The organism is bacterium SCSIO 12741, from assembly GCA_024398055.1.
GTDB lineage: Bacteria > Bacteroidota > Bacteroidia > Flavobacteriales_G > Salibacteraceae > SCSIO-12741.
Map to the genome: position 1 here is coordinate 4,338,249 of CP073749.1, position 25,270 is coordinate 4,363,518.

15 protein-coding genes are annotated in these 25,270 nt (G+C 44.8%); 5 read left to right on the forward strand and 10 right to left on the reverse strand.

Annotation, left to right across the window (positions count from 1 at the left end):
• Positions 1-5: 5 nt before the first annotated feature.
• Together KFE98_18495 and KFE98_18500 are read right to left on the reverse strand one after the other, a co-directional pair.
• Positions 6-1,361 carry a DEAD/DEAH box helicase gene (locus KFE98_18495; GenBank protein UTW61976.1) on the reverse strand — a complete coding sequence of 452 codons (1,356 nt, stop codon included), beginning with the start codon at positions 1,359-1,361 and terminating at the stop codon, positions 6-8.
• Between the two features lie 38 nt (positions 1,362-1,399).
• Positions 1,400-1,702 (reverse strand): DUF962 domain-containing protein, encoded by a 303-nt coding sequence (locus KFE98_18500; protein UTW64744.1) that lies wholly within the window; start codon positions 1,700-1,702, stop codon positions 1,400-1,402.
• 233 nt (positions 1,703-1,935) lie between these two features.
• Here KFE98_18500 and KFE98_18505 point away from each other — a divergent pair, with 233 nt between their 5' ends.
• The 3 genes from KFE98_18505 to KFE98_18515 all read left to right on the forward strand — a co-directional run bounded on the left by KFE98_18505 (position 1,936) and on the right by KFE98_18515 (position 10,228).
• Entirely contained in the window at positions 1,936-2,742 is an 807-nt protein-coding gene (locus KFE98_18505) for an HYR domain-containing protein (GenBank protein UTW61977.1), read from the forward strand.
• A complete protein-coding gene (locus KFE98_18510; GenBank protein UTW61978.1) occupies positions 2,712-2,966 on the forward strand; it encodes a hypothetical protein in 255 nt (84 codons plus the stop codon). Before KFE98_18505 ends, KFE98_18510 begins: the two co-directional genes overlap by 31 nt.
• Before the next feature lie 62 nt (positions 2,967-3,028).
• A complete protein-coding gene (locus tag KFE98_18515; GenBank protein UTW61979.1) occupies positions 3,029-10,228 on the forward strand; it encodes a T9SS type A sorting domain-containing protein in 7,200 nt (2,399 codons plus the stop codon).
• A gap of 430 nt (positions 10,229-10,658) precedes the next feature.
• Here the strand turns inward: KFE98_18515 and KFE98_18520 are convergent, their stop codons facing one another.
• From KFE98_18520 to KFE98_18540, 5 genes are all read right to left on the reverse strand, one after another.
• Positions 10,659-12,317 carry a LamG domain-containing protein gene (locus tag KFE98_18520; GenBank protein UTW61980.1) on the reverse strand — a complete coding sequence of 553 codons (1,659 nt, stop codon included), beginning with the start codon at positions 12,315-12,317 and terminating at the stop codon, positions 10,659-10,661.
• 129 nt (positions 12,318-12,446) lie between these two features.
• Positions 12,447-15,437, reverse strand: a complete 2,991-nt coding sequence (locus KFE98_18525) for a hypothetical protein (GenBank protein UTW61981.1) — start codon at positions 15,435-15,437, stop codon at positions 12,447-12,449.
• Positions 15,438-15,657: 220 nt separating this feature from the next.
• Positions 15,658-15,903 carry a hypothetical protein gene (locus KFE98_18530; GenBank protein UTW61982.1) on the reverse strand — a complete coding sequence of 82 codons (246 nt, stop codon included), beginning with the start codon at positions 15,901-15,903 and terminating at the stop codon, positions 15,658-15,660.
• Positions 15,904-15,993: 90 nt separating this feature from the next.
• Complete coding sequence (locus tag KFE98_18535; protein ID UTW61983.1) at positions 15,994-16,629, reverse strand: Crp/Fnr family transcriptional regulator; 636 nt, start codon at positions 16,627-16,629, stop codon at positions 15,994-15,996.
• Positions 16,630-16,677: 48 nt separating this feature from the next.
• Positions 16,678-17,046: a hypothetical protein gene (locus KFE98_18540; protein UTW61984.1), complete on the reverse strand. Its 369-nt coding sequence runs from the start codon at positions 17,044-17,046 to the stop codon at positions 16,678-16,680.
• Between the two features lie 152 nt (positions 17,047-17,198).
• Between KFE98_18540 and KFE98_18545 the strand changes: the two genes are divergently transcribed.
• Positions 17,199-21,044 (forward strand): M48 family metalloprotease, encoded by a 3,846-nt coding sequence (locus KFE98_18545; GenBank protein ID UTW61985.1) that lies wholly within the window; start codon positions 17,199-17,201, stop codon positions 21,042-21,044.
• A gap of 10 nt (positions 21,045-21,054) precedes the next feature.
• Here the strand turns inward: KFE98_18545 and KFE98_18550 are convergent, their stop codons facing one another.
• The 3 genes from KFE98_18550 to KFE98_18560 form a co-directional block, all read right to left on the reverse strand.
• Positions 21,055-22,473 (reverse strand): MATE family efflux transporter, encoded by a 1,419-nt coding sequence (locus tag KFE98_18550; protein ID UTW61986.1) that lies wholly within the window; start codon positions 22,471-22,473, stop codon positions 21,055-21,057.
• A gap of 86 nt (positions 22,474-22,559) precedes the next feature.
• The gene (locus KFE98_18555) at positions 22,560-23,432 is read right to left on the reverse strand and encodes a helix-turn-helix transcriptional regulator (GenBank protein UTW61987.1); all 873 of its coding nucleotides are present in this window, start codon (positions 23,430-23,432) and stop codon (positions 22,560-22,562) included.
• Positions 23,432-24,250: a pirin family protein gene (locus KFE98_18560; protein UTW61988.1), complete on the reverse strand. Its 819-nt coding sequence runs from the start codon at positions 24,248-24,250 to the stop codon at positions 23,432-23,434. Before KFE98_18560 ends, KFE98_18555 begins: the two co-directional genes overlap by 1 nt.
• Positions 24,251-24,433: 183 nt before the next feature.
• Between KFE98_18560 and KFE98_18565 the strand changes: the two genes are divergently transcribed.
• Entirely contained in the window at positions 24,434-25,222 is a 789-nt protein-coding gene (locus tag KFE98_18565; GenBank protein UTW61989.1) for a peptidylprolyl isomerase, read from the forward strand.
• Positions 25,223-25,270 lie beyond the last annotated feature (48 nt).

Here is a 25,270-nt window from a genome sequence, read left to right on the forward strand (position 1 = left end):
GTTGATTATTTACCTCGTTTGTTTCTACGGTTAAAGTTTTTGTCTCCCCGTGTCTTCGGCTTTTTGTACTTAGCCATTTTTTTACGCTTGAGAGTACCACCCAGGTTTACTTTCCTGTTTTTATCCTTCTTTTCATGATAAGCAGGACCGCGCTCAACGGCCTTGTCATTCCTAAAATGATCCTTTCCGGCAATCTTGGGTCGCTCTTCAGGAATTAGCTGCTCCGAAACCTCCACGTCTTCTGGAAATTCAACAACCGGAATGGCGTAATCCATTAGAATCTCGATACCCAATTTATCTGATTCTTCTTTGGGCGTATAAAACAGGATAGAATTTCCTTCCTGTTCTGCCCTACCCGTTCTACCAATGCGGTGCATGTAGTTTTCCGGAAAAGCAGGAGTATCAAAGTTGATCACATGGCTAATTCGATCTAAATCTAATCCACGGGCCATCACATCAGTAGCCACCAATAAGCGGTTACTACCTTCATCAAATTGACGAATGGAACGAATCCGGTAATTCTGGGATTTATTGGAGTGAATAACGCATACCTCGGAGCCAAATACTTCCTCCAACTTTTCAAATACACGATCAGCTAACTTTTTGGACGACAAAAAGATAACCACCTTATTAAATTGATCCTTATCCCGAAGGAGATGGATCAACAAGTTGATTTTCGTGTAGAAATTGGGAACTGGATAACAGGATTGTTTGATGTTTTCCAATGGGGTTCCACTCACCGCAATGGAGATTTTTGTGGTCAGCTTGAAGAAATCGTGAATCAAGATATCCACTTCCTCTGTCATGGTGGCTGAGTACATGATATTTTGCCGTTTTTCGGGTAGTAGTTCAAACAGGTTGTTCAATTGAAAACGAAAACCCAAGTCAAGCATCACGTCCACCTCGTCGATAACCAGTTTTTTGATGGTCTTCAAATTAACGGAGCGACTCAAGGCCAAATCATACAAACGACCGGGTGTGGCCACCACGATATCCGCACCTTCAGCCAAGGCTTTTCTTTGCTGGTTAATATTTGCCCCACCAAAAACGCCCAATACACGAACCGTTTTATACTGAGCATAAGATTCTATATTCTCGACCACCTGCAAAACCAACTCACGGGTGGGCACTAACACCAATATACGAGGGTGAATTTGCTCGGAATAACCCAAGTCTTGCAACAAGGGCAACATGTAGGCCAGCGTTTTCCCGGTTCCTGTCTGGGCAATTCCTACCACATCCTTTCCTGACATAACCAGAGGAAATGACTTTTTCTGAATAGGTGTAGGCTGCTCAAAACCAAGTTCTTCTATGGCTCGAAGAAGGGAGTTTGAAATCTTAAAATCAGCAAATCCGCTCATACCTGAATTTTGCGCAAAACTAAGGTTTTGTAACCAGGTTATGCCTTCCCTCTAATTTTTGCAAACCACCAGCGCAAACCCACTAATAGAAAGCGCCAATCCCTAAAGAATTCCGGTGGTTTTCCTTCAAAGGCATGCCCAATAAATTGAAGAACCCAACCCGCTCCAAAAAGGCTCCATACCCACATCCACAAATGAGGGTAAATGAGGGCTGGAATCAGTCCCAGCAGAGAAAGAACGATAAGCGGAATTCCAAGGGTATGGCAAAATCGATTTATCCGGTTTTGATGACTCAGTGAATATTGCCGAATCCATTCGTCCCAACTGCGATTTCCAAGCATAAAAAAGGATGAAAACTGGAGCCAAATCAGCTCCGTAAAGCCCTTTAAAATTAGCATAAATATCCCAACACAACGCCTTGAAGATGAGAGGTCAAATTACCATTAAGAATCGACCCATGACATGATCCATCGTTCAAATACCACATCCTCCCCTATCCATTTGGTTATTTTTGATCCTTCCTTACAGGAAGGAGAGTAACTCAGAATCATAACATCGCGACAAAAAAATTATCATGTCTGGATCAATCGGGAAAAATTCGGCTACTGCCGGAATATCACTAAACGCCCAAACACTCAAACGAACGATCTTAGCTTTAGCCTGCCTCTTTTTGCTTCAATTGGGAAGCAAACCTTTGGCTGCAGAATCCTTGCCCCTCGTCATCGATTGTCCCTCCAATGTTTTTGTGGACAACGACAGTGGAAAGTGTGGAGCCATTGTCCATTTTGGAATGCCCACCGTTTCGGATCAATGTTCGGTCAATGGAAATTCCAACACAACGGTCATCACCCAAATTGGCGGTTTACCAAGTGGTTCTCTTTTCCCGGTGGGAACGACAACGGTAACCTTTGCCGCACTAAATGCTTGTGGTGATGAAGATACCTGTGATTTCATGGTGGTGGTTCGCGATGTAGAAAAACCAACCATTACTTGTCCTTCCAACGTTTCCTTTCAGGCATCAACAGACGGCTGTACTGCATTTGCTATCTGGGGACAGCCCAATGTATTTGACAATTGCGGTGTTACCTCCATTATGGGTTCTCACCGAGCACGCTCTCCCTTCCCGAAGGGCACAACTGCTGTAACCTATACCGTTACCGATGCGTCTGGTAACACGGCCAGCTGTTCTTTCGATGTTAATGTGAACCCTGCCCCAATTGTAGTTACGCTAACTTCCGGCGGTTCCTGTAAAGGCCGAACCGATGGTTATTTGCTTTCTACCGTTCAGGGGGATGCACACCCTACACCTACGCTTGGAGCAACGGGGCAAACACTTCCGACATCCAGCAATTGGCTCCTGGAAATTATACACTCACTGTAACTGATGTCAACAACAACTCAACCATCACACAGGCTCAAGTTACTACCATCCAAAACATTAGATTTCAATCTACCGCACAAAATCCAAATTGCTCCTCGATCAATGGTGGAAGCATTAACCTGAGCGCTTCAGGTGGAAATGCCCCTACACTTTTAGCTGGAGCACGGGTGAGTCATCATCTTCGATTAACAATCTTTCCAGTGGATCTTACTCCGTTACCGTAACAGATTCTACCGGTTGCTACCATGACACTTCCTTTACCCTGAGCGGTCCTGCATGCTGCAATGTGACAGCTGCTGGTACTATTGGAAACGATCAAAACAATTGCGGCGCTTTCGACCCAACAACGATTAATAGCCTTACTCTTCCTACCGGTGGACAAGGATCGCTGGAATATGTGTGGTTGATGAGCGACACATTGGTTCCCAACACTTCAGGAAATCCGCATTGGAAAATTATTCCAGGTGCCACTGGCGACAGCTATGATCCAGGAATGCTAACCGAAACAACTTATTTCATCCGTTGTGCTCGCAGAAGTGGCTGTTCAGAATACGTTGGGGAAAGTAACGTGGTAACCATTGCTGTTAATGGGTCCCCTACTCTAACTTTAACTCCTTCTAACCCTTCTTGCCCTACCACAGCTGATAGTACGACTACTTGTTCTATCGCACCTTGGAAAGCAAGCAGTCACGCAGGCTGGATCAAAAGCCTACCAGGAGCAAGCGATCCAAAGTACGTGTTTGCCAACAATTCAGGTAAACTTCAACAATTCCCTAATGGGACGGCAAGAATCACCGGTATTTTGGTCAACACTACAGATACTTCCAGTAAATGGTCTGTGGATGTTCATTTTTCCAATGGCATGAATTGGACCAGTTGGTCTGCTTTGGGCCGCTTGTACAAAGACGAACATAACAAAGTAGGTAATCACTACCTCGATTGGACCTACTACGTGATGGATACCAGCAAGACCAATGCCTTTACCGGATTAGGGTCAAATGCGGGTGAAGTACTCCTGCTAACGCACAGACCATCGAATCTAAAATATGGCCTACAGGTTGGAATGGCCGCCAACAGCAAGGATGCAGACTATGGGTTCTCTTGTTGGTTTGACTACTCTTCGATCAACGGTAGCTATAGTGGTATTGGAGATTTCAATGCTGATATTTCCTGTTCTTCAGCCCCCGCCTTCAACGGAACGATAACCGCCCAGGCTTCATCAGGGCAATCTCCTTATACCTTTATCTGGTCCAATGGAAGCACGGGAAGCACCCTTAGTAACGCAGCTGCAGGATCTTACTCAGTTACCGTAACCGATGCTAACGGATGTTCCTCACAGCAATCGGCCACCCTTACCTTACCTACTTGTTGTAATGTAACAGCAGCTGGAACCATATCTGGCAACCAGAGCAACTGTGGCCCATTTGATCCTTCATCAATCAACAATGTAGCCCTCCCAACAGGCGGGCTTGGATCGTTGGAATATGTGTGGTTGAAGAGCGACACGCTTGTACCAAATACCCAAGGTAACCCTCATTGGAAAATGATCGCTGGTTCGAACAGTGCAAGTTACGATCCTGGTATGTTGACGGAGACTACCTACTTCATTCGTTGTGCTCGTAGAAGTGGTTGTTCGTTCTACGCTGGAGAGAGCAATGTGATTACCATTGCAGTAAATGATATTCCGACTCTAAGCTTAGTTACTATCGATCTAAGTTGTACCGCTCCAAATGGAGGAGGGATCATTCCCAAGGTAACGGGTGGAACTGAGCCATTTACCTATAACTGGTCAACCGGAGATAGCAGCTCTACCCTCACAGGGCTGAGTGCAGGTGGCTATTCACTCACCATTACCGATGCTAATGGATGTTCTGCCTCTGATTCTTTAAGCCTAACTCTTCCAAGCTGCTGCAACGTAACCGATGCCGGTTCCATTAGTGGAGCACAAAGCAACTGCGGTCCATTTGACCCGGATACCATAATTAGCTCAGTACTCCCATCTGGTGGCCTTGGTTCATTGGAGTATGTATGGTTGAAGAGCGACACGCTTGTACCAAATACCCAAGGTAACCCTCATTGGACCATGATCCCTGGATCTAACGGTGCAAGCTACGACCCAGGTATGTTGACGGAGACTACCTACTTCATCCGTTGTGTTCGTAGAAGCGGATGTTCTTTCTATGCCGGAGAGAGTAATGTGATTACTATCGCAGTTAACGATATCCCATCGGTAAGCCTTGCTTCTAATAATGTTAGTTGTGTGGCTCCAAATGGTGGATCTATTACTCCTTCCATTTCTGGTGGATCTGCCCCATTCACTTATGCTTGGTCTTCGGGTGACACTTCTTCTACCCTTTCTGGGTTGAGCGAAGGTACTTACTCTCTTACCATCACCGACTCCAACGGTTGTTCGGCTTCTGATTCAGTTAGCTTAAGTCTTCCTACTTGCTGTAATGTGACTGCTGCTGGTACTATCTCCGGTGATCAGAGCAACTGCGGACCATTCGACCCTACCTCTATTAATAGTGCAACTCTCCCTTCTGGTGGATTAGGGGCATTGGAGTATGTATGGTTGAAGAGTGATACACTTGTGCCAAATACCCAAGGTAACCCTCACTGGACAATGATCCCTGGATCCAACAGTGCAAGCTACGACCCAGGTATGTTGACGGAGACTACCTACTTCATCCGTTGTGCTCGGAGAAGCGGGTGTTCTTTCTACGCTGGGGAGAGTAATGTAATTACTATCGCTGTTAATGATATTCCTTCTGTTAGCCTGGCTTCTAATAATGTTAGTTGTGTGGCTCCAAATGGTGGATCTATTACTCCTTCCATTTCTGGCGGAACTGCCCCATTCACTTATGCTTGGTCTACTGGTGACACCTCTTCTACCCTTTCTGGGTTAACTGAAGGTGCTTACTCGCTTACCATCACAGATGCTAATGGTTGTTCGGCCTCTGATTCGGTTAGCCTGAGTCTTCCTACCTGCTGTAACGTAACTGCTGCTGGAACCATTAGTGGCGATCAGAGCAACTGCGGACCATTCGATCCTACTTCTATTAATAATGCAACTCTTCCTTCTGGTGGGCTGGGTTCATTGGAGTATGTTTGGTTAAAGAGCGACACGCTTGTACCTAATACTTCAGGTAATCCTCATTGGAAAATGATTCCTGGCTCGAACAGTGCAGGCTACGACCCAGGTATGCTGACTGAGACTACCTACTTCATTCGTTGTGCTCGCAGAAGCGGATGTTCTTTCTACGCTGGGGAGAGTAATGTGATTACTATCTCGGTTAACGATATTCCTTCAGTTAGCCTGGCTTCTAATAATGTTAGTTGTGTGGCTCCAAACGGTGGTTCTATCACTCCATCCATTTCTGGTGGAACTGCTCCATTCACTTATGCTTGGTCTAATGGTGACAGCTCTTCTACCCTTTCTGGGTTGAGCGAAGGTTTATACTCACTCACCATTACCGATGCTAACGGTTGTTCGGCTTCTGATTCAGTTAGCCTGAGTCTTCCTGCTTGTTGTAATGTAACTGCTGCTGGTACTATCTCTGGTGACCAGAGCAACTGTGGTCCTTTTGATCCTTCAATGATCAGCAGTGCAACTCTTCCTTCTGGTGGCCTTGGTTCATTGGAGTATGTATGGTTGAAGAGTGATACACTTGTGCCTAACACTTCAGGTAACCCTCACTGGACCATGATCCCTGGTTCGAACAGTGCAAGCTACGACCCAGGTATGTTGACGGAGACTACCTACTTCATTCGTTGTGCTCGCAGAAGCGGATGTTCGTTCTACGCTGGGGAGAGTAATGTGATTACTATCTCGGTTAACGATATTCCTTCAGTTAGCCTGGCTTCTAATAATGTTAGTTGTGTGGCTCCAAATGGTGGATCTATCACTCCTTCCATTTCTGGTGGATCTGCCCCATTCACTTATGCTTGGTCTACGGGTGATACCTCTTCTACCCTTTCTGGGTTGAGCGAAGGTGCTTACTCACTTACCATTACAGATGTTAATGGTTGTTCGGCTTCTGATTCAATTAGCTTGAGTCTTCCTACTTGCTGTAATGTAACTGCTGCTGGTACTATCTCAGGCAACCAGAGCAACTGCGGACCATTCGACCCTACCTCTATTAATAGTGCTACTCTTCCTTCTGGTGGACTTGGGTCATTGGAGTATGTATGGTTGAAGAGTGATACACTTGTGCCAAATACCCAAGGTAACCCTCACTGGACAATGATTCCTGGTTCGAACAGTGCAAGCTATGATCCAGGTATGTTGACTGAGACTACCTACTTCATTCGTTGTGCTCGTAGAAGCGGGTGTTCCATTTATGCAGGTGAAAGCAACATTGTAACCATTGAGGTATTCTCTGTTCCTTCGGTTCAGCTAAGTTTAACTAATCCAAATTGTCAAGATACCTTGGCGGGAGCCGCAACGGGAATCGTAACGGGTGGAACAGCTCCAATTCATTACCAATGGAGTGATGGCCAAACCTCTGAAAATGCTCAGCAACTTGCCGGAGGTTCATACTCTGTTACGGTAAGTGACGCCAATGGATGTTTCTCTATCGATACCTTTAGTCTGGCAAGACCAGCTTGTTGTAATGTGACAGCTGCCGGTAATATTGGCAATGATCAGGATAACTGCGGACCTTTTGACCCAATGACCATTCAAAGCCGTTCTCTACCTTCTGGTGGCGTTGGATCTTTGGAATTTGTTTGGTTGGTGAGTGATACTTTGGTTCCAAATACTCAAGGTAATCCTTACTGGAAAATGATTCCTGGTGCTAACGGTGCGAGCTATAACCCAGGATTCATCACTCAGTCGAAATACTACATCCGTTGTGCAAGAAGAAGCGGTTGTTCCTTCTATGCCGGAGAAAGTAATGTAGTAAGTATGATCGTTAATTCTCAGCTGACGGTTTCACTTAATGTAACTAATGTATCCTGTGCCCAACCTACAGGTGGGGAAATCGAAGTAGTGACCACTACCGGTCAAGCTCCATTCCAATATAACTGGAGTCATGGGGCGTCCACTAAAAAGGTAACTGGTCTTCGTCCTGGTCATTACACCGTAACTGTGACGGATGCTAATGGATGTACAACCATGGATTCTGCTTCACTGAGTCTTCCATCCTGCTGTAATGTAACTGCCGCTGGTAAGATTGGAAACAATCAAAGCAATTGTGGGCCATTTGATCCATCTGCAATTACCAACGTAACCTTACCTACCGGTGGTGTTGGCTCTCTTCAATATGTATGGTTGATGAGTGATACACTGGTAGCAAATACTACCGGTAACCCATACTGGAAAGTTGTGCCAGGTGCTAATAACAGTAGTTATGATCCGGGCATGCTAACGGAAACAACCTACTTCATTCGTTGTGCTCGTAGAAGTGGATGTTCGGTTTACGCTGGAGAAAGTAACGTGATTACCATTGAAGTAAACGACGTTCCATCCCTAAGCCTTCAAAGTACAAATGTAGATTGCGCTAACCCTAATGGTGGTTCGGTTACAGCTTCTGTAACTGGTGGAACTGCTCCATTCAGCTACAACTGGTCAACAGGTAGCACCTCCTCTACCCTCTCTGGATTGAGTGCCGGAACTTATGCCTTAACCATTACTGATGCTAAAGGCTGCACAACTTCAAGATCAGTAACCTTGAGTTTGCCTGGATGTTGTAATGTTACCGCAGCTGGAAGTATTGGTTCGGATCAAAATAACTGTGGACCATTTGACCCTGCTCCTATTACAAACATCACACTTCCTTCTGGAGGAATTGGTGCCATTGAGTATGTATGGTTGAAGAGTGACACCAATGTAGTCAACAGACCTGGAAGTCCATATTGGAAAGTTATTCCTGGCGCCCACTCTGCAAGTTATGATCCGGGCATGCTGAATGAAACGACCTACTTCATAAGATGTGCAAGAAGAAGTGGATGCTCGGTTTACGCTGGTGAAAGCAATGTGGTAACTATTACCGTTACTGGAACCCCAAGTGTAAGCATCAATTGCCCATCAGATATTTCAGTGGCTTGTAACGGTGCTCATCAAGGTGCCTACGTGAACTGGACAGATCCTCAGGTTACTTCCTACGATCCATGTAGTCCTGGTTGTCCTACAAGCACTCAAATCTCTGGATTCATTTACTTAGGTGAATTCAACGGACACCGTTACTACTGTTCTAAGCGTTGTGATTATACCTGGGATCAGGCTAATTCATTGGCTCAGTCATCCGGAGGTTACCTCGCTTCTATTAACTCCTTAGGAGAAAATAGCTTCTTGGCTAATAAACTGATGGCCAACGACGCCTGGATTGGATACACAGATAAACAACAAGAAGGTTCCTTTATCTGGATCAATGGCGACCAGAACGTCTTCACACGTTGGAAATCAGGTGAGCCTAATGATCGAGGTGGTCAATACTGCGTATCGTCTCATTATGGATCAGGTGCCGATTACACGGTACTAAGACCAAATGGTTACTGGTATGATCGCGGAGGTTGTTCTCAATATGAATTCATCATGGAAGTGCCATGTGCCAATACAGTAAGTTTGACTCAAGTGAGTGGACCATCAAGTGGAAGTCTCTTCCCTGCTGGATCAACAACCATCACTTATGTGGCTACCGATGTTCAATCTGGAGCCAGCGACACCTGTAGCTTTGATGTAACTGTTGGATCTTGCCCAACGGTGAACTACTGCAATAGTGAAGGGCTAAACAGCTCACACAAGTGGATTGATCGGGTTAAGCTTCACTCAAGCTTTGACTACCATTCTGGAAACAACGGTGGCTATGGCGATCATACCCACATTATCGGACAGCTTTCTACAGGTCAAACGGCCAAAATGGATCTAACTCCTGGTTATGCCTCCACCATCTATAAATTATACTGGAAAGTATGGATTGACTGGAACCAGGATGGTGACTTTGGAGATGCTAACGAGCGTGTATTCTACGACTACGGTAAGTATACCCGTACAGCCTGTTTCCATGTTCCCACACATGCCAAAGCTGGGACCACACGTATGCGGGTTTCCTTGAAGTATGGAAGTTATCCTTCTTGCTGTGAGCAGTTCTCTTATGGGGAGGTAGAAGATTATACCATTCAGGTAACTCAATCTACTGCCACTCGAGGTACTGCTAATGAGGAGAACAGTTTATCCATCGCTCCATCAGGCGGTGATCTGATTTTCGAAGAGCCGGCTACCGAAAACTCTCTGCTTGTTCTTCGCCTCTACCCTAACCCCTATATGGGCGAAGGTGCGCTGAATATTGAATTGGATGCCAACTTCGAATCCGAGACTGATCTTCAAGTGGTGAACGCCCAAGGAAAAGTGGTGTACGAAACTCGAATTGGAGTAGAATTCGGTTTGAATACACTGGAACTTCATCCAGAAAATCTGAGCCCGGGTCTGTACCTAATCAAAGCAGACGGATTGGCCGAGCCAATCACCTTTATATACGGGCAATAAATAATTCGCCTTTAGAAATAATGGAAACCCCATTCGACTTTTCGGATGGGGTTTTCTTTTGCCTAAAAAATCTCGTTTACAAAGGGACTATGTTGATTTCATTTGGAATTACAATGGTCCTTATAATTTAAGGCGCTAATTCCACTCCTAAAGAGACAAATGCCCTTCTACTCCAACCTAGGATTTCGCCATGAAGATCATACCTATAATCGTGACACAGAACTTCTGTCTTAAAAACCACTTAGCATCCTCCGTTAAATCCCTTAGATTCACGAATTAGAAGCCAATAGAGCACCAAGAGTTCACTTTATTCGACTCTTTGAGTACTGATATTGACAGGCAACTATAATCCCGTAAAAAATGCTCTGTAGTAATAGGATTGAATTCTTAAGAAGCCAATTCAAGACATGACAAAAGAATGAACAGAAGACTATTCGCTAATCACAACCTTGTGGGTCAAGGAAGTTTCCAATTCAGGATCCGTCATCAAGAAGTAGATACCGGCGGGTTGACTTTGAACATTGATCTCATTCATCCCTTCACTGAATCTTCCAGCAGTAACCTGAGCCCCAGCTGAATTGAAAAGAATATATTGGTGTGATTCCTTACTTCTCACTTGAATACGCTCCTTCACCGGATTTTGAATAATGCTTACCGGTCTGAGACTGTTTTCTGGATCAATGTTACCGTGTACAGAGATAATTGGGAATGTTTCTGACTTCCCATCAAAATCATACTGTGTAAGTCGGTAATAAGTTACCATGGCCGGGTAAAGATCATTGGCCGTATAGGTGCGTTTTTCGTTGGAAAATCCACTGGCACTTACCTCAGTCAAGGGTGTCCAGTTTACGCCATCTTCACTCCGCTCCACCAAAAAATAATCGGAACTGATCTCGGATTGAGTTTCCCAGGTCAAGTCGTTTCCATACGGGGTATTTACACCATAAAAGCTAATCAATTCAACCGGTAACGGATTACCTACACTTCCTAAAATGTATTCTGAATTGAGTCCAGTAGCGGTTAGCGTGTTCGAGCCCGTATTCTGAGTGGCACTGACCACAGACCAGCTGCTGGTTGAATTGTCTGTTCGTTGGTAAACCCTCAAATCGGATTCTTCTACGGTATTAATCAGACTATTAGACCCATAATAGTAAGTCATGGTGTACGTAGGTGAAGTACCATTGGCCTTAAACACTCCAAAGTAGTGATCGTTGCCACCTACTCCACTCGAACCTGAAGTGGTATTAGGAGCGGTATTCACAGAATACAATACAATTCCATCAGGGTTTCCGGTTACGTTGGAAATAGAAACCGAATCTCCATCCGCCGATGCCAGGTAAATGGATTGACCAGACCAGCTGTTGGTGAACAGTTGCTGAGAAGTAGTACCAATAGGTGCACCCGAAGTACTCCAAGTAGGTGTATTCCTTAAGCTACCATTGTTGGAACCTTTAGAATCGGTTGTTGAACTTCCACTTCCTTCATCCAACTTCCAATAGCTCACCAATCCAGTTTCAGAACCTGAAAGGGTTTTGCACATACTCTCACGAATTTCGGATTGAGTACGTTCTACATTCCAATAGCGCACTTCATCCATAAAACCATCGTAGTGGTAGGCGTTATCGCCTCTTCGGGCCAGGTTTAGGCGATCGGAGTTAGTAGGCGGTGTTGACGTTCCGTTGAAGGTAGCTTCCAAAACGCCGTTTACATAGATTTTAACCGATCCACCTGAACTTCGGGTGGCGGCAATATGTTGCCATTCTCCGGCAGATACTGTTCCAAAATTCGTGTAAGCGATAAGACCATTCGTTCCTGAACCATACCATACCTCCACACTGTTGTAGTACAACCAAACACTCGCTGGGCGGTCGCTTACGTTTTTACTGACCAAAGCGTCCCATCCTGAAGGAGTGGCATCTGGGTTAATCCAAAACTCAATGGTCCAAGTGGAAGTGATATTCAAACTACTGCTATGGTTCATCCGAACATACTCGTTCGACCCATTGAATCGCAAGCAGTTACCCGAACCTTGACCAAAGGCAGTTAAGCCGACTAGTGCAGTTAAAGTTATAGTTAGAAGGACCCTCATCTTTCGCAGCTGCAAATAAAATCATTTGTTCGACTCATTCGAAAAAGCGAAAATCAATTTTAGGTAAAACGACAATTTGATCCGATAAATGACAAGGCCACATAGATGTGAATGAGGTAATTATGTGTATTATTCGCACGCACTGGAGTAATCACAACGATATTCATCCGGCATCTGTTGATTGGACGGCTTTCCGCCAAACCAGGAATTTATTTTTGCTATTTGACGGCGTACGTCATCATGATAAAGAACCATGGCCTGTTCGTAAGCCACTCCCTGCCTGGAAAGTAAACGAGCTGTAGGCGGTTCCACTACTCCCCACTTCTCGAAGTCATACAGTTTACCATTCTTGGCTTTTTGAAGAGCTTCGTCAATCTTCCGGTTATTCCTATCGATGCACTGGATCACTTGAAGCGGACATTTTGGTTCCCCTCCAAATTCTTTGACCACATCTTCATAAGTAAGTCGGAGTGGTAAGAATACCCTCACGCCCTTATAATCATCGGCCCGAGCTTCCAGATGTCGGGAAACCTTATCGATCTTAGTAGCGGTGTTTAAGATGGCAGACAATTGCCCTACTCCCTTTTCATCTACCTCGCGGTGAATCCAATCTTTAAACAGGTAGCGGATGTATTTGCTGCGTGAATTGTTGATCATATAATAACGAACCTGTTCTTCATTGGGAATGGCTCCAGCGTTCAAAAAATCCTCCAATAATTCGAGGGAATTCATTAAGCCGGAGTTGTCGTAGTAGCCTCCGTCCAAATAATGTCCTTCTCCCCTGATGGATGCAACCGGACTAAACAAGGGAAACCGGTTACTGGCTGAAAGTGCTCCATAGTAGGTTAATGAGCTATCCTCTCTACTTCCTTTGATATCCAGTATGTTGGAGGTTCCTCGAAAGATTCTATCCCATCGCTGATCATCCATTTTGAGAGAAAAGCAGTTTCCTAAACTACCATCGGCAGACGTGGTGGCAAAAACCATAGAAGGAAAATAGCCAGAGGCCTGATAAATCTGATTATAACGACTTCTAAAACTTTGGGTACGATTTGAGATAGCTTCCAAATCACCGGTCATTTGAGCATAGCGGCCCATGGCTTCATAACTTCGGTCACGTCCCTCCCATTCACAAGGAAGCAATTGTCTGACCAAATCTCTTCCCAGAAGACTAACAAAATCTATGGACAAGTGATTGAAATTTCCAATTCTCTGAATGCTGCCGGAAATGGTATCGTAGGAATGGTCGGGCATCCCCGATCCGTGGTATAGCCAGAGGTTGGCATAATTACCAAAACCGATGGTTCCACCAGAATTGGAGGATAAATTTAGGGTTCGATTGAGAAGCTTTCCCTGGGTTTCTTTTTGCAATTCATGGAGTACCAACATGGCCCATAAATCGGCCATAAGCCCACCTCCGTAGCTGGTTCCCATGAGATACACCTCTTGTCCGGAGGTATCGCGCTGGGCCTGTTCCTTCCAGGTATTGATGAATTTGGAATAAGCCATTGGCTCGCTCTTCAATTCAGGCACTTCATTCAAGTAATGAAGATCGTTGAAAATGGGTCTTTTGGCCTGAATCCAAATGAGTAATAGAATGGGAATAAGCGGGATAATGAATCGAAGCTGATTGTTTCTGCGCAACGGATTGTCATAGAAAAACTGAACATGCTTTGAGGATATACTTACCAGACCGTAGAGATTGATCAGGTAAAGGAGCAGCAAGGTAACCGGCCCAATCCACTGATGCGTAAAATCGAGAAATAAATTGAGCAGAACAATGGCAATCATGGTTCCCCAGCCAAATACGCCCATAAAAAACACCAAGCCTTTGTTTCCCACGCCAAATGCTTTTTTACGAAGGATACGATAGGTTATGTAGGTAATCAAAACACCCGTCAAGGTGATTAGGGTGAAATAAACCAGCACTTTCGACCAACCATCCAAGAAAGAAATCAAACTGGTGGTGATCAAAAGGATAGCTGTAATCAAGGACGAAACGAACAGAAAGCCCCTCACCTTTTCCGTTTTCTTTTCCCATTTAGAAAGGGCGTTGTAGTAAACAATTGCACCAATAAGTAAAAGTGCTACCAAGGAAGGAGGAAGAGGAAAATTATATACCTCATTGGCCGTAAACAAAACGGCATACATCAGAGCCAGAATAACTAAGGAGCCCAAATGATGCCTATACATCCTGGCTCTGGGATCAAATAGGGTCTGCCCTTTAAAATCGTCATTAACCCGATAATAGACGAAACCTAAACCCAAATTTCTGGCGGACCACTTTAAGAGTGGCCAATCCTCAATCATGAACCAATCCAATTTGGGTTTCATCTCTTCGCGCCGAGCTTCAAAATAGGCAGGATAGTGAGAAACGACCAAAGCCAAAAAACTGATCAGAATAACCATGAAAAAGAGGTTCTGTCCAGAAGCCAAATCATGAACAACCACAGTTATACCTTGAGGAATAAAGGTGAGGATGCCTGCAACAATAATCACGGTAAGGATACTCAAATAGGAAGAAGAAAGGAAAATACGAATCGATCGCTGCTGGCTTCTTTTGAGATTGGGCATTAGGTTCCAATATTTCCAACAGCCGTACAAGAGGACTAAAATGGCCAGCCCATAGGCCACTGTTTTACCAGTAACAATATCGCTCAAATTCGTACCCCAACCACATACGTAATGCACACCTTCCACAAAATCCAGCAGGTAAGCCACTACAATTAACAATAAGTAGATACCCGGAACGAAATCAGGCGTTTTGCTTCTGGGGTAATCTTCTGCCCGTTGTTTAGTATCCTGTTTATCCGAATCTATCTCCCGATTGAGCTTTAAAGTAATCAAGACATGAAGTCCCCAGGATAGCAGAATAGGAGCCCAAATAGCATCGAGTACAAAAAAGGCATAGTACCATTTTTTATGGTCATGTCCTTGGATGAACTGATAGATATTAGCAAAATCCTCAAACCGGGCATGTTGTGGGTGATTGATGTACCCATTGATGGAGAATAATCCAGCAACGGTAGCCAGTAAGATGGTAAAAACCAGAAGAATCCAGGAATGCCAGGTCAAACCTTTAGGATGGTTTGATACCCAGGATATCAGGCGAGTAATCATGTTTGATACGTTTAGTAGGTGTGGCCCAAAGCCATTATCTAACCCATCGGCCGGATAAGCACTTCGGGATTATAGTTCATTCGTTCCCGTTATATCCAAAGCTGATGCACTCGCCGCTTTCAGATTGTAGCTATGGATGAATTGATAAACGGAAATTAAAACTTTTTACGCAGCTGATAATCACTCCAAAGGATGATAATTAAACGTAAGGAAGGAAAAATCAGACGGGCTGTTCCTTGTTGGGAGAAACCAGTTTTATAACTGTGAGCAGTAGAGCCACAACAAGCCACACCCAAGGAACACCATGTAGCAAGGTATCAAACCAGTCCATCGGCTTCATCCCTACCGCTCCACCGGCAATCCAGTGTAGTTTACCTACAATATGAGGTTCAGGTACAAACGGGGCTAATCCTAAGGTGAGTGAAGTGACAGCTGCTAATTTCCAGTTTTCGAGTATCTCTTTCATGTCTGTGTAAGAAGGCGGTAGAGTTACCACCTATCGTTTTAATTGTTCCACAAAAGTAGATCGGCTTACTGGCTCCCAGCGTGACTCAAGTTACAATACCTGAATCCTGTTTCGTCCCAATTCGATTTTCCCTTGTTTTTCCAGCTGTTTAAGAAGCCTGGAAATAACCTCTCTGGAGCTGTGCAGATCTTGAGCAATACTCTGATGGGTAGTATGAATTTCCTGGGTTTGGGTGGCTCGTGCCTTTTCATGAAGGTAGTCCAAAAGACGTTGATCCAATCGATGAAAAGTAATGCCGTCGATGGTATGCAGGAGCTCCGAAAACCGCTGACTGTAGGTAGTAAGAACAAAATCCCGCCATCCCTTTTGCTGCTCCATCCAGGTATCCACCCATTCGATCGGAACGGAGATCCATTCGGTTTCAGCATCGGTAACGGCTCTTACCTGACTTTTCGCTTGAGTCATGCAGCAATCCACCGTCATGGCACAGCTTTGTCCAGGATGTAGGTAATATAGAAAAACCTCTTCTCCCTGGTCATCTTCCCGAATCACTTTGATGGCTCCTTTGGTAACCAGCGGCATAAACCGAATATAGCTACCAAAATCCATAAGCGTAACTCCTTCTGGAGCGGATACAATACGGGCGTGGCTCTCCAATTCCTGGATCATCTGAACCTGATTGAGTAGTGGAAAGTGTTCCCGAATATGATCAGCAATTTGCCCCATTTGCAGTCAGGACAAAAGTAGCCAAGACGGGCTTATAGAAAAGGATTTTTAAGGAAGTTCTGGTGATAAGGCCTCACTTTCCTCCACCTCACCTTCAGCAACGCTTTTCTGCTGACAGTCGATCGTAATCACGTGTTTAGTGGCCTTTTTATGGTAACAATCTCCTTGGTAGCAAACGGTTTTAACGGCTTCATTGTCACAACTACCGTCTCCGTAATCCACTAAGGCAAGCGTCTTCCCCTTTACGTACTTTACCTTTCCGGAAACAATGCAACCGCACTGCTCGGAGAAGACCAAATCTTCATAAACATATTTCTGGCATTTGGTGCCTTTGCCCCCTTTACCAAAATCCAATTTTTCACAAGAACTAAACAGAAGTAAGGTGGAAACAGCGAGAAATACAGAAACAATCTTCATAGCAGCACGATTTATAAGTGATTAAAAATAAAACAATTAGATCAAACAATCACCTAAAATCAAGGGAATGGGATTTCGAACCATCCAATTTGGTGCTCTTAATTCGAGATTTTATAAATTGGCCTTCCTTTTGAACCAACAATTACAATTGGATGAACACCCTATACCCACCCGGGCCCAAGTCTGTTCCAGATGACCTGACTCGCCCATCCTCTAAATACCGGAAGCATGTATGGATTGCTGTTGGCGGTATTCTCACCTTTGTTATTCTCTATGTAGGCCTCACTTGGTGGTTTATCAATAAAGCTCTCGAGTTTATTCAGGCTCTGGTTGAAGGATCAGGAGATGGTTTAATCACCTTTTTGTTCGCCTTTGTCAATACGTTTTTAGCCGTATTCATGGTCAAAGCGCTTTTTTTTCGAATTCAAACCGACAATAGCGGCCAAGTAGAAGTAACTCGGGAACAGGAACCCAAATTATTTCGATTCATAGATCAATTGGTCAAGGACTCAGGTGCACCTAAGCCTCACAAAGTATACATCACCGATAATGTTAATGCAGCCGTATTCTACAACCTTTCCATTTTCAACCTGCTTTTTCCATCCCGCAAGAACCTGTTAATAGGCCTGGGTCTTGTGAACGTGTTAAATCTCGGGGAGTTTAAAGCCGTGTTGGCTCATGAGTTTGGACATTTTGGACAACGATCTATGCTGGTTGGTAGATGGGTTTACGTGGCTCATCAAATTGCTGCCTATATCGTGGCCAAGCGTGACTTTTTGGATAAAGTTCTGGGCTTCATTTCCGGTTTTGATCTGCGTATAGCCTGGATTGGTTGGATTCTGTCCATTATCGTTTGGTCCATTCGGTCGGTAGTAGAAATTGCCTTCCGATTGGTGGTTATGGCCGAACGTAAGCTTTCACAGGAAATGGAATTTCACGCCGATTCTGTTGCTGTATCCCTTACGGGTAGCGATGCCTTGGTTCACGCCTTACAGCGACTGGGTGTGGGTGATCGCGGGTATAATTCGGCGATAGACGACGTGAACAAGTTGGTGGGAGAAAAACACCGAATTCCAGATATCTACGATTTTCAGAGCAACGCTATCCAAAAGCTCTCTGGCATTTACAACCAATCGGAATGGTTGCGTTCCCCTCAGGTTCCGGAAAAAGATCCCGAAAAATTTCGGGTATTTAAAAGTCGATTGGCTCAACCTCCAAAAATGTGGGCCACTCACCCACCCGATTTTGACCGGGAAAATGAAGCCAAAAAACGCTACATCCCTGCAACTATTGATGATCGATCAGCTTGGGAATTGTTTCAAAAGCCTGAAAAATGGAGAAAAGACATTACGGAAAACCTGTACCGTAATGTGGAGGGTGAATTGAGTCTACTTTCTTCTGAGGATGCGCTATCGAGACAGAATCAGGAATACGAAAAACTCTTTCTACAACCAAGATACAGGGGACTCTATCGTTCGATTTCGCTGTTTCAATCGTTCAAAAAACCAGAAGATATTTACAGCAGGCAAGTTTCGATTGCCAATCTCCAGGAATCCCTGCAAGGCTTGTATCCTGAAAATTTGGGACAATGGATCGAAGACCGAGAAGGCCTGTTTGAAGAAACGAACATGCTGGAAGGGGTTAAAAGCAAAGCTCTTTCTACAACCGGTCCAGAGCTGATGCACCGTGGAAAAATTGTGAAGCGGAAAGATCTTGATGAAGTAATTGCAGGCGTCAAAAAAGAAATCGACGATCTGGAAAACAAAATCAACGAACACAACATCAATTGTCAGTCCACCTATATGATGGCTGCCGAAAAGGTAGGCGAAGGCTGGCCAGCCTATCTTCAAGGCTTAATGCGCCTAATTCACTATGCCGAGCATTCGTCCCGGGAAATAACGGACTCGATGAATAAATTGGGTAATGTGGTTGCCATTGTCACGGCCGACAATCGGGTATCGAGCTCGGAAATGGTTCAACTTCTGCAGGCTTGCAATGATGTACAACTCAATTTGGACTCCGTATTTACCAAAAAAGACAAAATCAAACCCGATGAGCTTATTCTCCAAAAACTCAAACTCAAAGAATGGGGCGACCGGTTAGAAGAGTTTGGCTTAGTGGGCCCTGTGGAACAAAATGTGGGCAGCTGGCTTGAAGTAGTCGACGGCTGGGCTGCTGTTGCCTTAGGAGCATTGAATGATCTTCGGTTTAGCGCACTGGAAACTCTCCTGGAATCTCAGGATAAAATCGCCCAGGCACTGGAAGGCAAGCAAACCATGATGCACGCTCCGGTTCCTTCACAGGTAGCTCTGGAATATCGAACCCTGATGCCTGGAGAAGAACGTGAAATTCAAACCAAGTTAGGCTGGTGGGATAAAATTCACACCGCCGATGGCACCGCCGCTACCCTGCTACGATTAGCGGCAGCTTCGGTCATCATTGGAGGTACCGTTTCACTCGGTGCAATGTTTGACGAAAAAGAGCTCGTTATTTACAACGGATTTTCCAAAACGGTTGATGTAAAAGTTGATGATTCCTACTATGCGGTGCTTCCACATTCTTCGGTAAGAACTGAAATATCTCCAGGTGATGAGCCGACGATTGAGGCCTACATTGCAGGGCAACTGATCGAAGAATTTGAACCCGAATTAGAGCGAGGACGTGAAACCTATGTCTATAATGTAGCTCGCAGCGCTGTAATTTATAACTACCAGGTGTGGTATGGTCATCAATACAAAGATGGTGGCCTTGAACCTGACCCGGGAACTTCTACACGATTCACCAGCTCCAACCTGGATTATGTATTGAAAGAGCCTCCTTCTTCCATTCAATCCAAATCGGGAATTTCGATTAAAAATGTGCTCGACGCCTTTTCGAGTACCAATCCCTACGAAATGGTGGATATCATGAGCGATGCACATGAAATTAAAGCGTTGGTAACTACCCATGGAGTGTGGGAACCCTACGATTCACCTCAACTTACTTCCTGGTTGCAACTGGCTGCTCAATTTGCCAACCTGGACTCCATCGTGGCTATGCGTCAAATAAGATACCCAGGTGAGTTGGCAAGCTATCGAATATTGATGGACAACAATACCGATGCGGGCAAGGATTCTCTTTGCACCTACTTCCACCAAATGAAGCTGGAAGATCCCGAAAATGCTAACTGGAGCTACCTGGCTTGTAGATGTGAGAAAGACAATCCGGATCAGAATCAAATGTTTATTGATGGGCACCTTCAGTTTCCCGAACACGATTGGTTTATGCTAGCTGCGAGCTATAGTTACACCAATCAAAATGAATGGGAAAAGGCTTATGCATTGATGAGTGACCTATGCGTAAAACACCCACACCTTGCCGATTATATCTCCAGCACGGCTGAACGGGTCTATCGGGTGATAAAGCTAAGAAATGCGGATGTGCTCACTCAACGACACGATTGTCAATCCAGTCATGTTGACAATATAAAGTCTCAGGAACAACGAATGACGGAATTGAGCCTTAGCGATGATCCTCCGGTCTTGTGGTACTTAATCAATGGGCAGATTGATGCTGGTATAAGCAGTTTGGACAAAGACCATGGTTCCTATTATGTTTTTTACCACCTACTGGGTGCATCCGATGGTGCAACGGTAAGGCAAAACAAAGACGTAATAAACCTGAGATTGGAAGATGGCTTGAACCTCAATACCGTGTGGTCTACTTGGGGGTTGCGTCTGAAGTATGACAAAGATTGCTCTGAAATAGAATCCTACATCAAGAAAGAATACGACGAACGATCTGAACGCATTATCAAAGGAGTGCGTTGGATAAAAGCAGGAAACTTCAGTGAGGCTGAAAAAGAAATCAAAGAGCTTGAACCCTACACCAGATTTGCCGCATACAGCGTTGCCCGTGTGCTCTATGGACAACAAATTCCAAAGGAATGGCAAGACTGTATCGAAGGAGGACTTTTTGTGGGTGAGAAACCATTTTTTGTTTCCAGAACTTCTTCTTGATTGATAAGACCTATCCCTTTCTTTTAACCAGTGCTGCAACACCTGAAGCGATGGATACCAAATCATCGCGGTAGGATTCTACCGGGTTCTTTTGGGCCAAAGGAGAATTGACCATTTTGAGCTGCTTTCTCATCAGGTAGGCGGCATAGATTCCTCCTGCAACATTGCTTAGTGCCAGGCCAATGAAAATTCCGAGTACACCAAAATAGGCTCCTATCAGCCCCAATGGGATGGTGAAGCCAAGCGTTTTAACCAAGACTATGCGCATGGCCTTTTTGGGCATTTGAAGTCCGTTGAAAATAGAAGCCGTTATGAGGTAAAAACCATAAAAGGTATAGGATAGGCTCACCCAGTAGAAATAGGTTTTGGTGTAACCAATTATGGCAGGGTCATCACTGAATATACGTGCAATAGGTCCCACTGCCACTACCATCACAATCATCAACAAAAAGCCAAGGTAAAAGGCTGATTTTCCTCCAAAGATGACTGCTTCATCGATACGTTCGTGTTTTTGAGCTCCAAGATTCTGGGCAATAAATGGTGTTGAAGCGGTACAAACCGCCATGATTCCGATCATCATAAGCGTTTCGATTCGCCCAGCCACCCCAAATGCAGCCACGGCTTCGGAAGTTTCTTGTCCCAAAAGGAAGGTAACATACAACAAGGTGAATGGTCCTACCAATTGAGTAACTCCGGTGGGTACTGCCAAAGCCAATAGCTCCTTGAGCAATACGCCAGTCTCGGTTCCGAATAATCCTTGGAAATTGATTAATCGGCTTTTTACCAAGTAGATCAATACCAAAACCAACATCACAATCCAGGAGACTACCGTACCTACAGCTACTCCCTGAATACCCATTTCAGGAAAAGGTCCGGTACCAAAAATGAGCACGTAATCGAGAATCACATTGATGATCCCCCCTACTCCAAAGATTATTTCAGGACTTCGAACAAAGCCATTGGATCGAAGTACAGCCCCTCCTGCCATGGCTATGGCCAGAATAGGCAAGCCTAAATACATAGGAATTAAATATTCTCGTATGGGTTCAATCAGATCGGGTGTGGCCCCCAATAGGCCAAACAAGGGGTCGATGCTAAACAACCCAAGAATGGAAAACAGGGATGACAGCACCCAGGATACAGCCATACCAATTAAGGCTGCCCTGTGGGCCTTGCTCCCCTGCCCTTCACCAGCAAGGCGTCCCACTTGAATGGACACGGCTACGGAAACACCAATGTAAAGACCCACCAAAAGGAAATAGACCGTAGATGCAAAACCCAAAGCTGTGAGCTCTCGGGTTCCCAATTGCCCAACAAAATAGGTATCCACGACCTGAAAGAGAATCGTTGAAATCATTCCCAAACTAATGGGAATACTCATTCTTAGTAAAATCTTGTTGGTTTTGTCCTGTAAAAAATCTGCTGCCATGATTCTAATGTTTTGTGGAAACAAAGAACCTGAATACACCAACCTCGATCAAGGTAGAAAAGGGACAAGAAAGGGTAAAAATGAGACTAATTGGAAATACGGAACTCCTGCGGCGTCATTCCGGTATGCTTTCGAAAGTACTTAAATAGGTTCGTAGGCTCCCCGAAACCCAGTTCGTAGGCTATGGTTTTAGCAGGTTTTGAACTTCCACGAAGCTGCCTTTTGATTTCCAGCATCCTACGTTGATCAATAACAGCCTTGGGTGAAAGTCGGAATTTCTCTCGGGTCAACCGTGCTAAAAGTTTGGGATGAATTTGAAGCTTTTCTGTATAAAAATCCACCTTAAACTCCGTTCGAAAGTGCTTCTCTAAAAAACGGGTGAACCGCCAAAGCATTTTGGAATCCTCATCAAATTCCTCCTGAGCATTAAGCAGAGGATCTTGCAATCGTTCACAAACGGTAAGAAACAGACAAAGAGCATGGTAGAATCCAACTTCACGGGTTTCCCCCTCCCACTCCCGAAAAATCATTTTCATTTGATCCGAGAATTGTTCTAACAACAGCTTCTCCCTCTGCCCGATGTTCAACACCTGAACGCCAACCAAGGGACTTCCCATGTTGAATTGAAACAAATGCCGGATATCGTTGTCGTTGCGGTAAATGAAATCGGGAACAAAAGCGATGGATTGAATCTCACAGGAATTGCGATCAAACTCTTCAAAATACTGCAGCTGATCTTTAGAAAGCAAGAGCAGTGTATCCGGCTCAAATTCGTACTCTTTAAAATCGACGTAGTATTTACCTCCCCCTTTTTTAAACCAAAACAACACGTGAAAATCCCGCAAGGAAGGCACAAAAATATCGTCCGATTGCATCAGCGTGGTATGATCCACAATGGCAAAAGGCAGGCCTTGTCCAGTATCTTTCGAGCTAAAAAAAGTAAGTTCTTCCGGGTTCATTAAAGCAAATTCCGACCAATGTTACGGATTCTTTCTAAACTGCGGTTTAACGCTTCATGATCCGTATGAATTTGCCCGCCTGAAGCAATGGTTGGCCAGGGTGACAGCTTGGCCAAAACCACAACGAATTTAGCTTTACGAGCTCCAGCCATAAGCTCCATTTTCCCCTCATTATGCTCCAAAACGGCCATTCCACCTTGAGCCAATTCCTCTTGCTGAATGAGTAGATCTCCCTCTCGAACAAAAATGAATCCCGTCGTTTGATTCGGCGGAGTTTCAAAAGACCAGCTTTCTTCAGGACTCAAGGTTACATCCAGGTAAGTCATATTTACAGGCGGATTTAACCTTCCCTGAACTCCCTGGTAATTGCCCACCAAAACCTTCACTTGGTCTTTCGAGGGAATATCTTCTTTGCTCAATTGACCATACTCTACTTCACTTTCCTCCCATTCCGGCGGTAACTGTAACCACAATTGATGAATCGCTCCGGTCCATGTGCCCTCTACACCAGGTTTACGTTGATATCCCTCCTCGTGCCATACCCCACCACCGGAACGAATCCATTGTGCACCTCCATCTTGAATAACTCCTTCATGTCCTCCACTATCCCGGTGATGAAGATCCGTTCCTTCGAAATAGGTAATAATTCCAATGCCTGAGTGCGGATGAAATCCCACCTTAAATCCATTGCCCTCCTGGGTAAATTTTCCAGCATCAAAAAAGACCAGGGGTTTTAGCTCCTCTCTCACTCGAGGAGATACGATAAATTGAACATCATTTTTAGCCGGTTGTTGGTACAATATTCCTCTTGTTTTCATCTTACTTTTCTTTTGAAGGAACAAAGGTCTACAGCAGCAACCGGGCAAGAAAGGTAATTCTGGGACTTAAAAGGGTTAAAATGAGATGCGAGAAAGGAGAAACGAGATGCGAGATGCGAGATGCGAGATTCGAGATTGGAGATTGGAGATTGACAATTGCATTTTCGGTTCTACTTTTGGGGCATGAAGAAATGGATGCTCCTCATATTGATTCCTGCGCTGGCTTGGTCTTGCTCAGAAGAACCTAAACCAGAAGAAAAACCTGCCCCGCCTAAAAAGAAGGTTGTTCAACCTAAACCAAAGCCAAAGCCCAAACCCAAAAAGCCACGCGGTTGGATCAACAACGGCAATGTGGTGGAACGCCTGACTCAATATGGCAAAGAGAATCCTGAGACCATTGTAGACATCTATACCACTTTTGGAAAGGTGCGGGTGCGACTCTACAAAGACACGCCTTTGCACCGAGCCAGCTTTCTACTTTGGGCTAAGAAGGGCTTTTACAACGGGAGCGTATTTATGCGAGTAGCCCCCGACTTTATTGCTCAGGGAGGAGCCACGCATACCGATGAACAGCAGGCAATCAAACGCGAAATCGGGAAATACACCATTCCACCCGAATTTCACAAACACCATTTTCACAAAAAAGGAGCCTTGGGTGCGGCGCGTCACTACAAAGACAATCCAGAAAAACGCTCAGATTCGCACCGTTTTTATTTCGTTGAAGGCACCCGATACAACGAACCTACCTTAGCCAAATACGAGGAAACAAACGGATACAAATACACCAAAACTCAGCGGGATTACTACTTAGGAGAGAACCAGGGAGCAGCTCATATTGATGGCCAGCACACGGTTTTTGGAGAAATTATTTCCGGGTATTCGGTAGTTCCCAAGCTTACCCATGTGGAAACCGATTCCAAGGATTGGCCTATTGACGACCTGTTTATCGATAGCGTAAAGGTGATTCGTTGATCCACTAATTAGCAAAGAACTCTCCACCGAAGTATGCGGCCGGTGAAA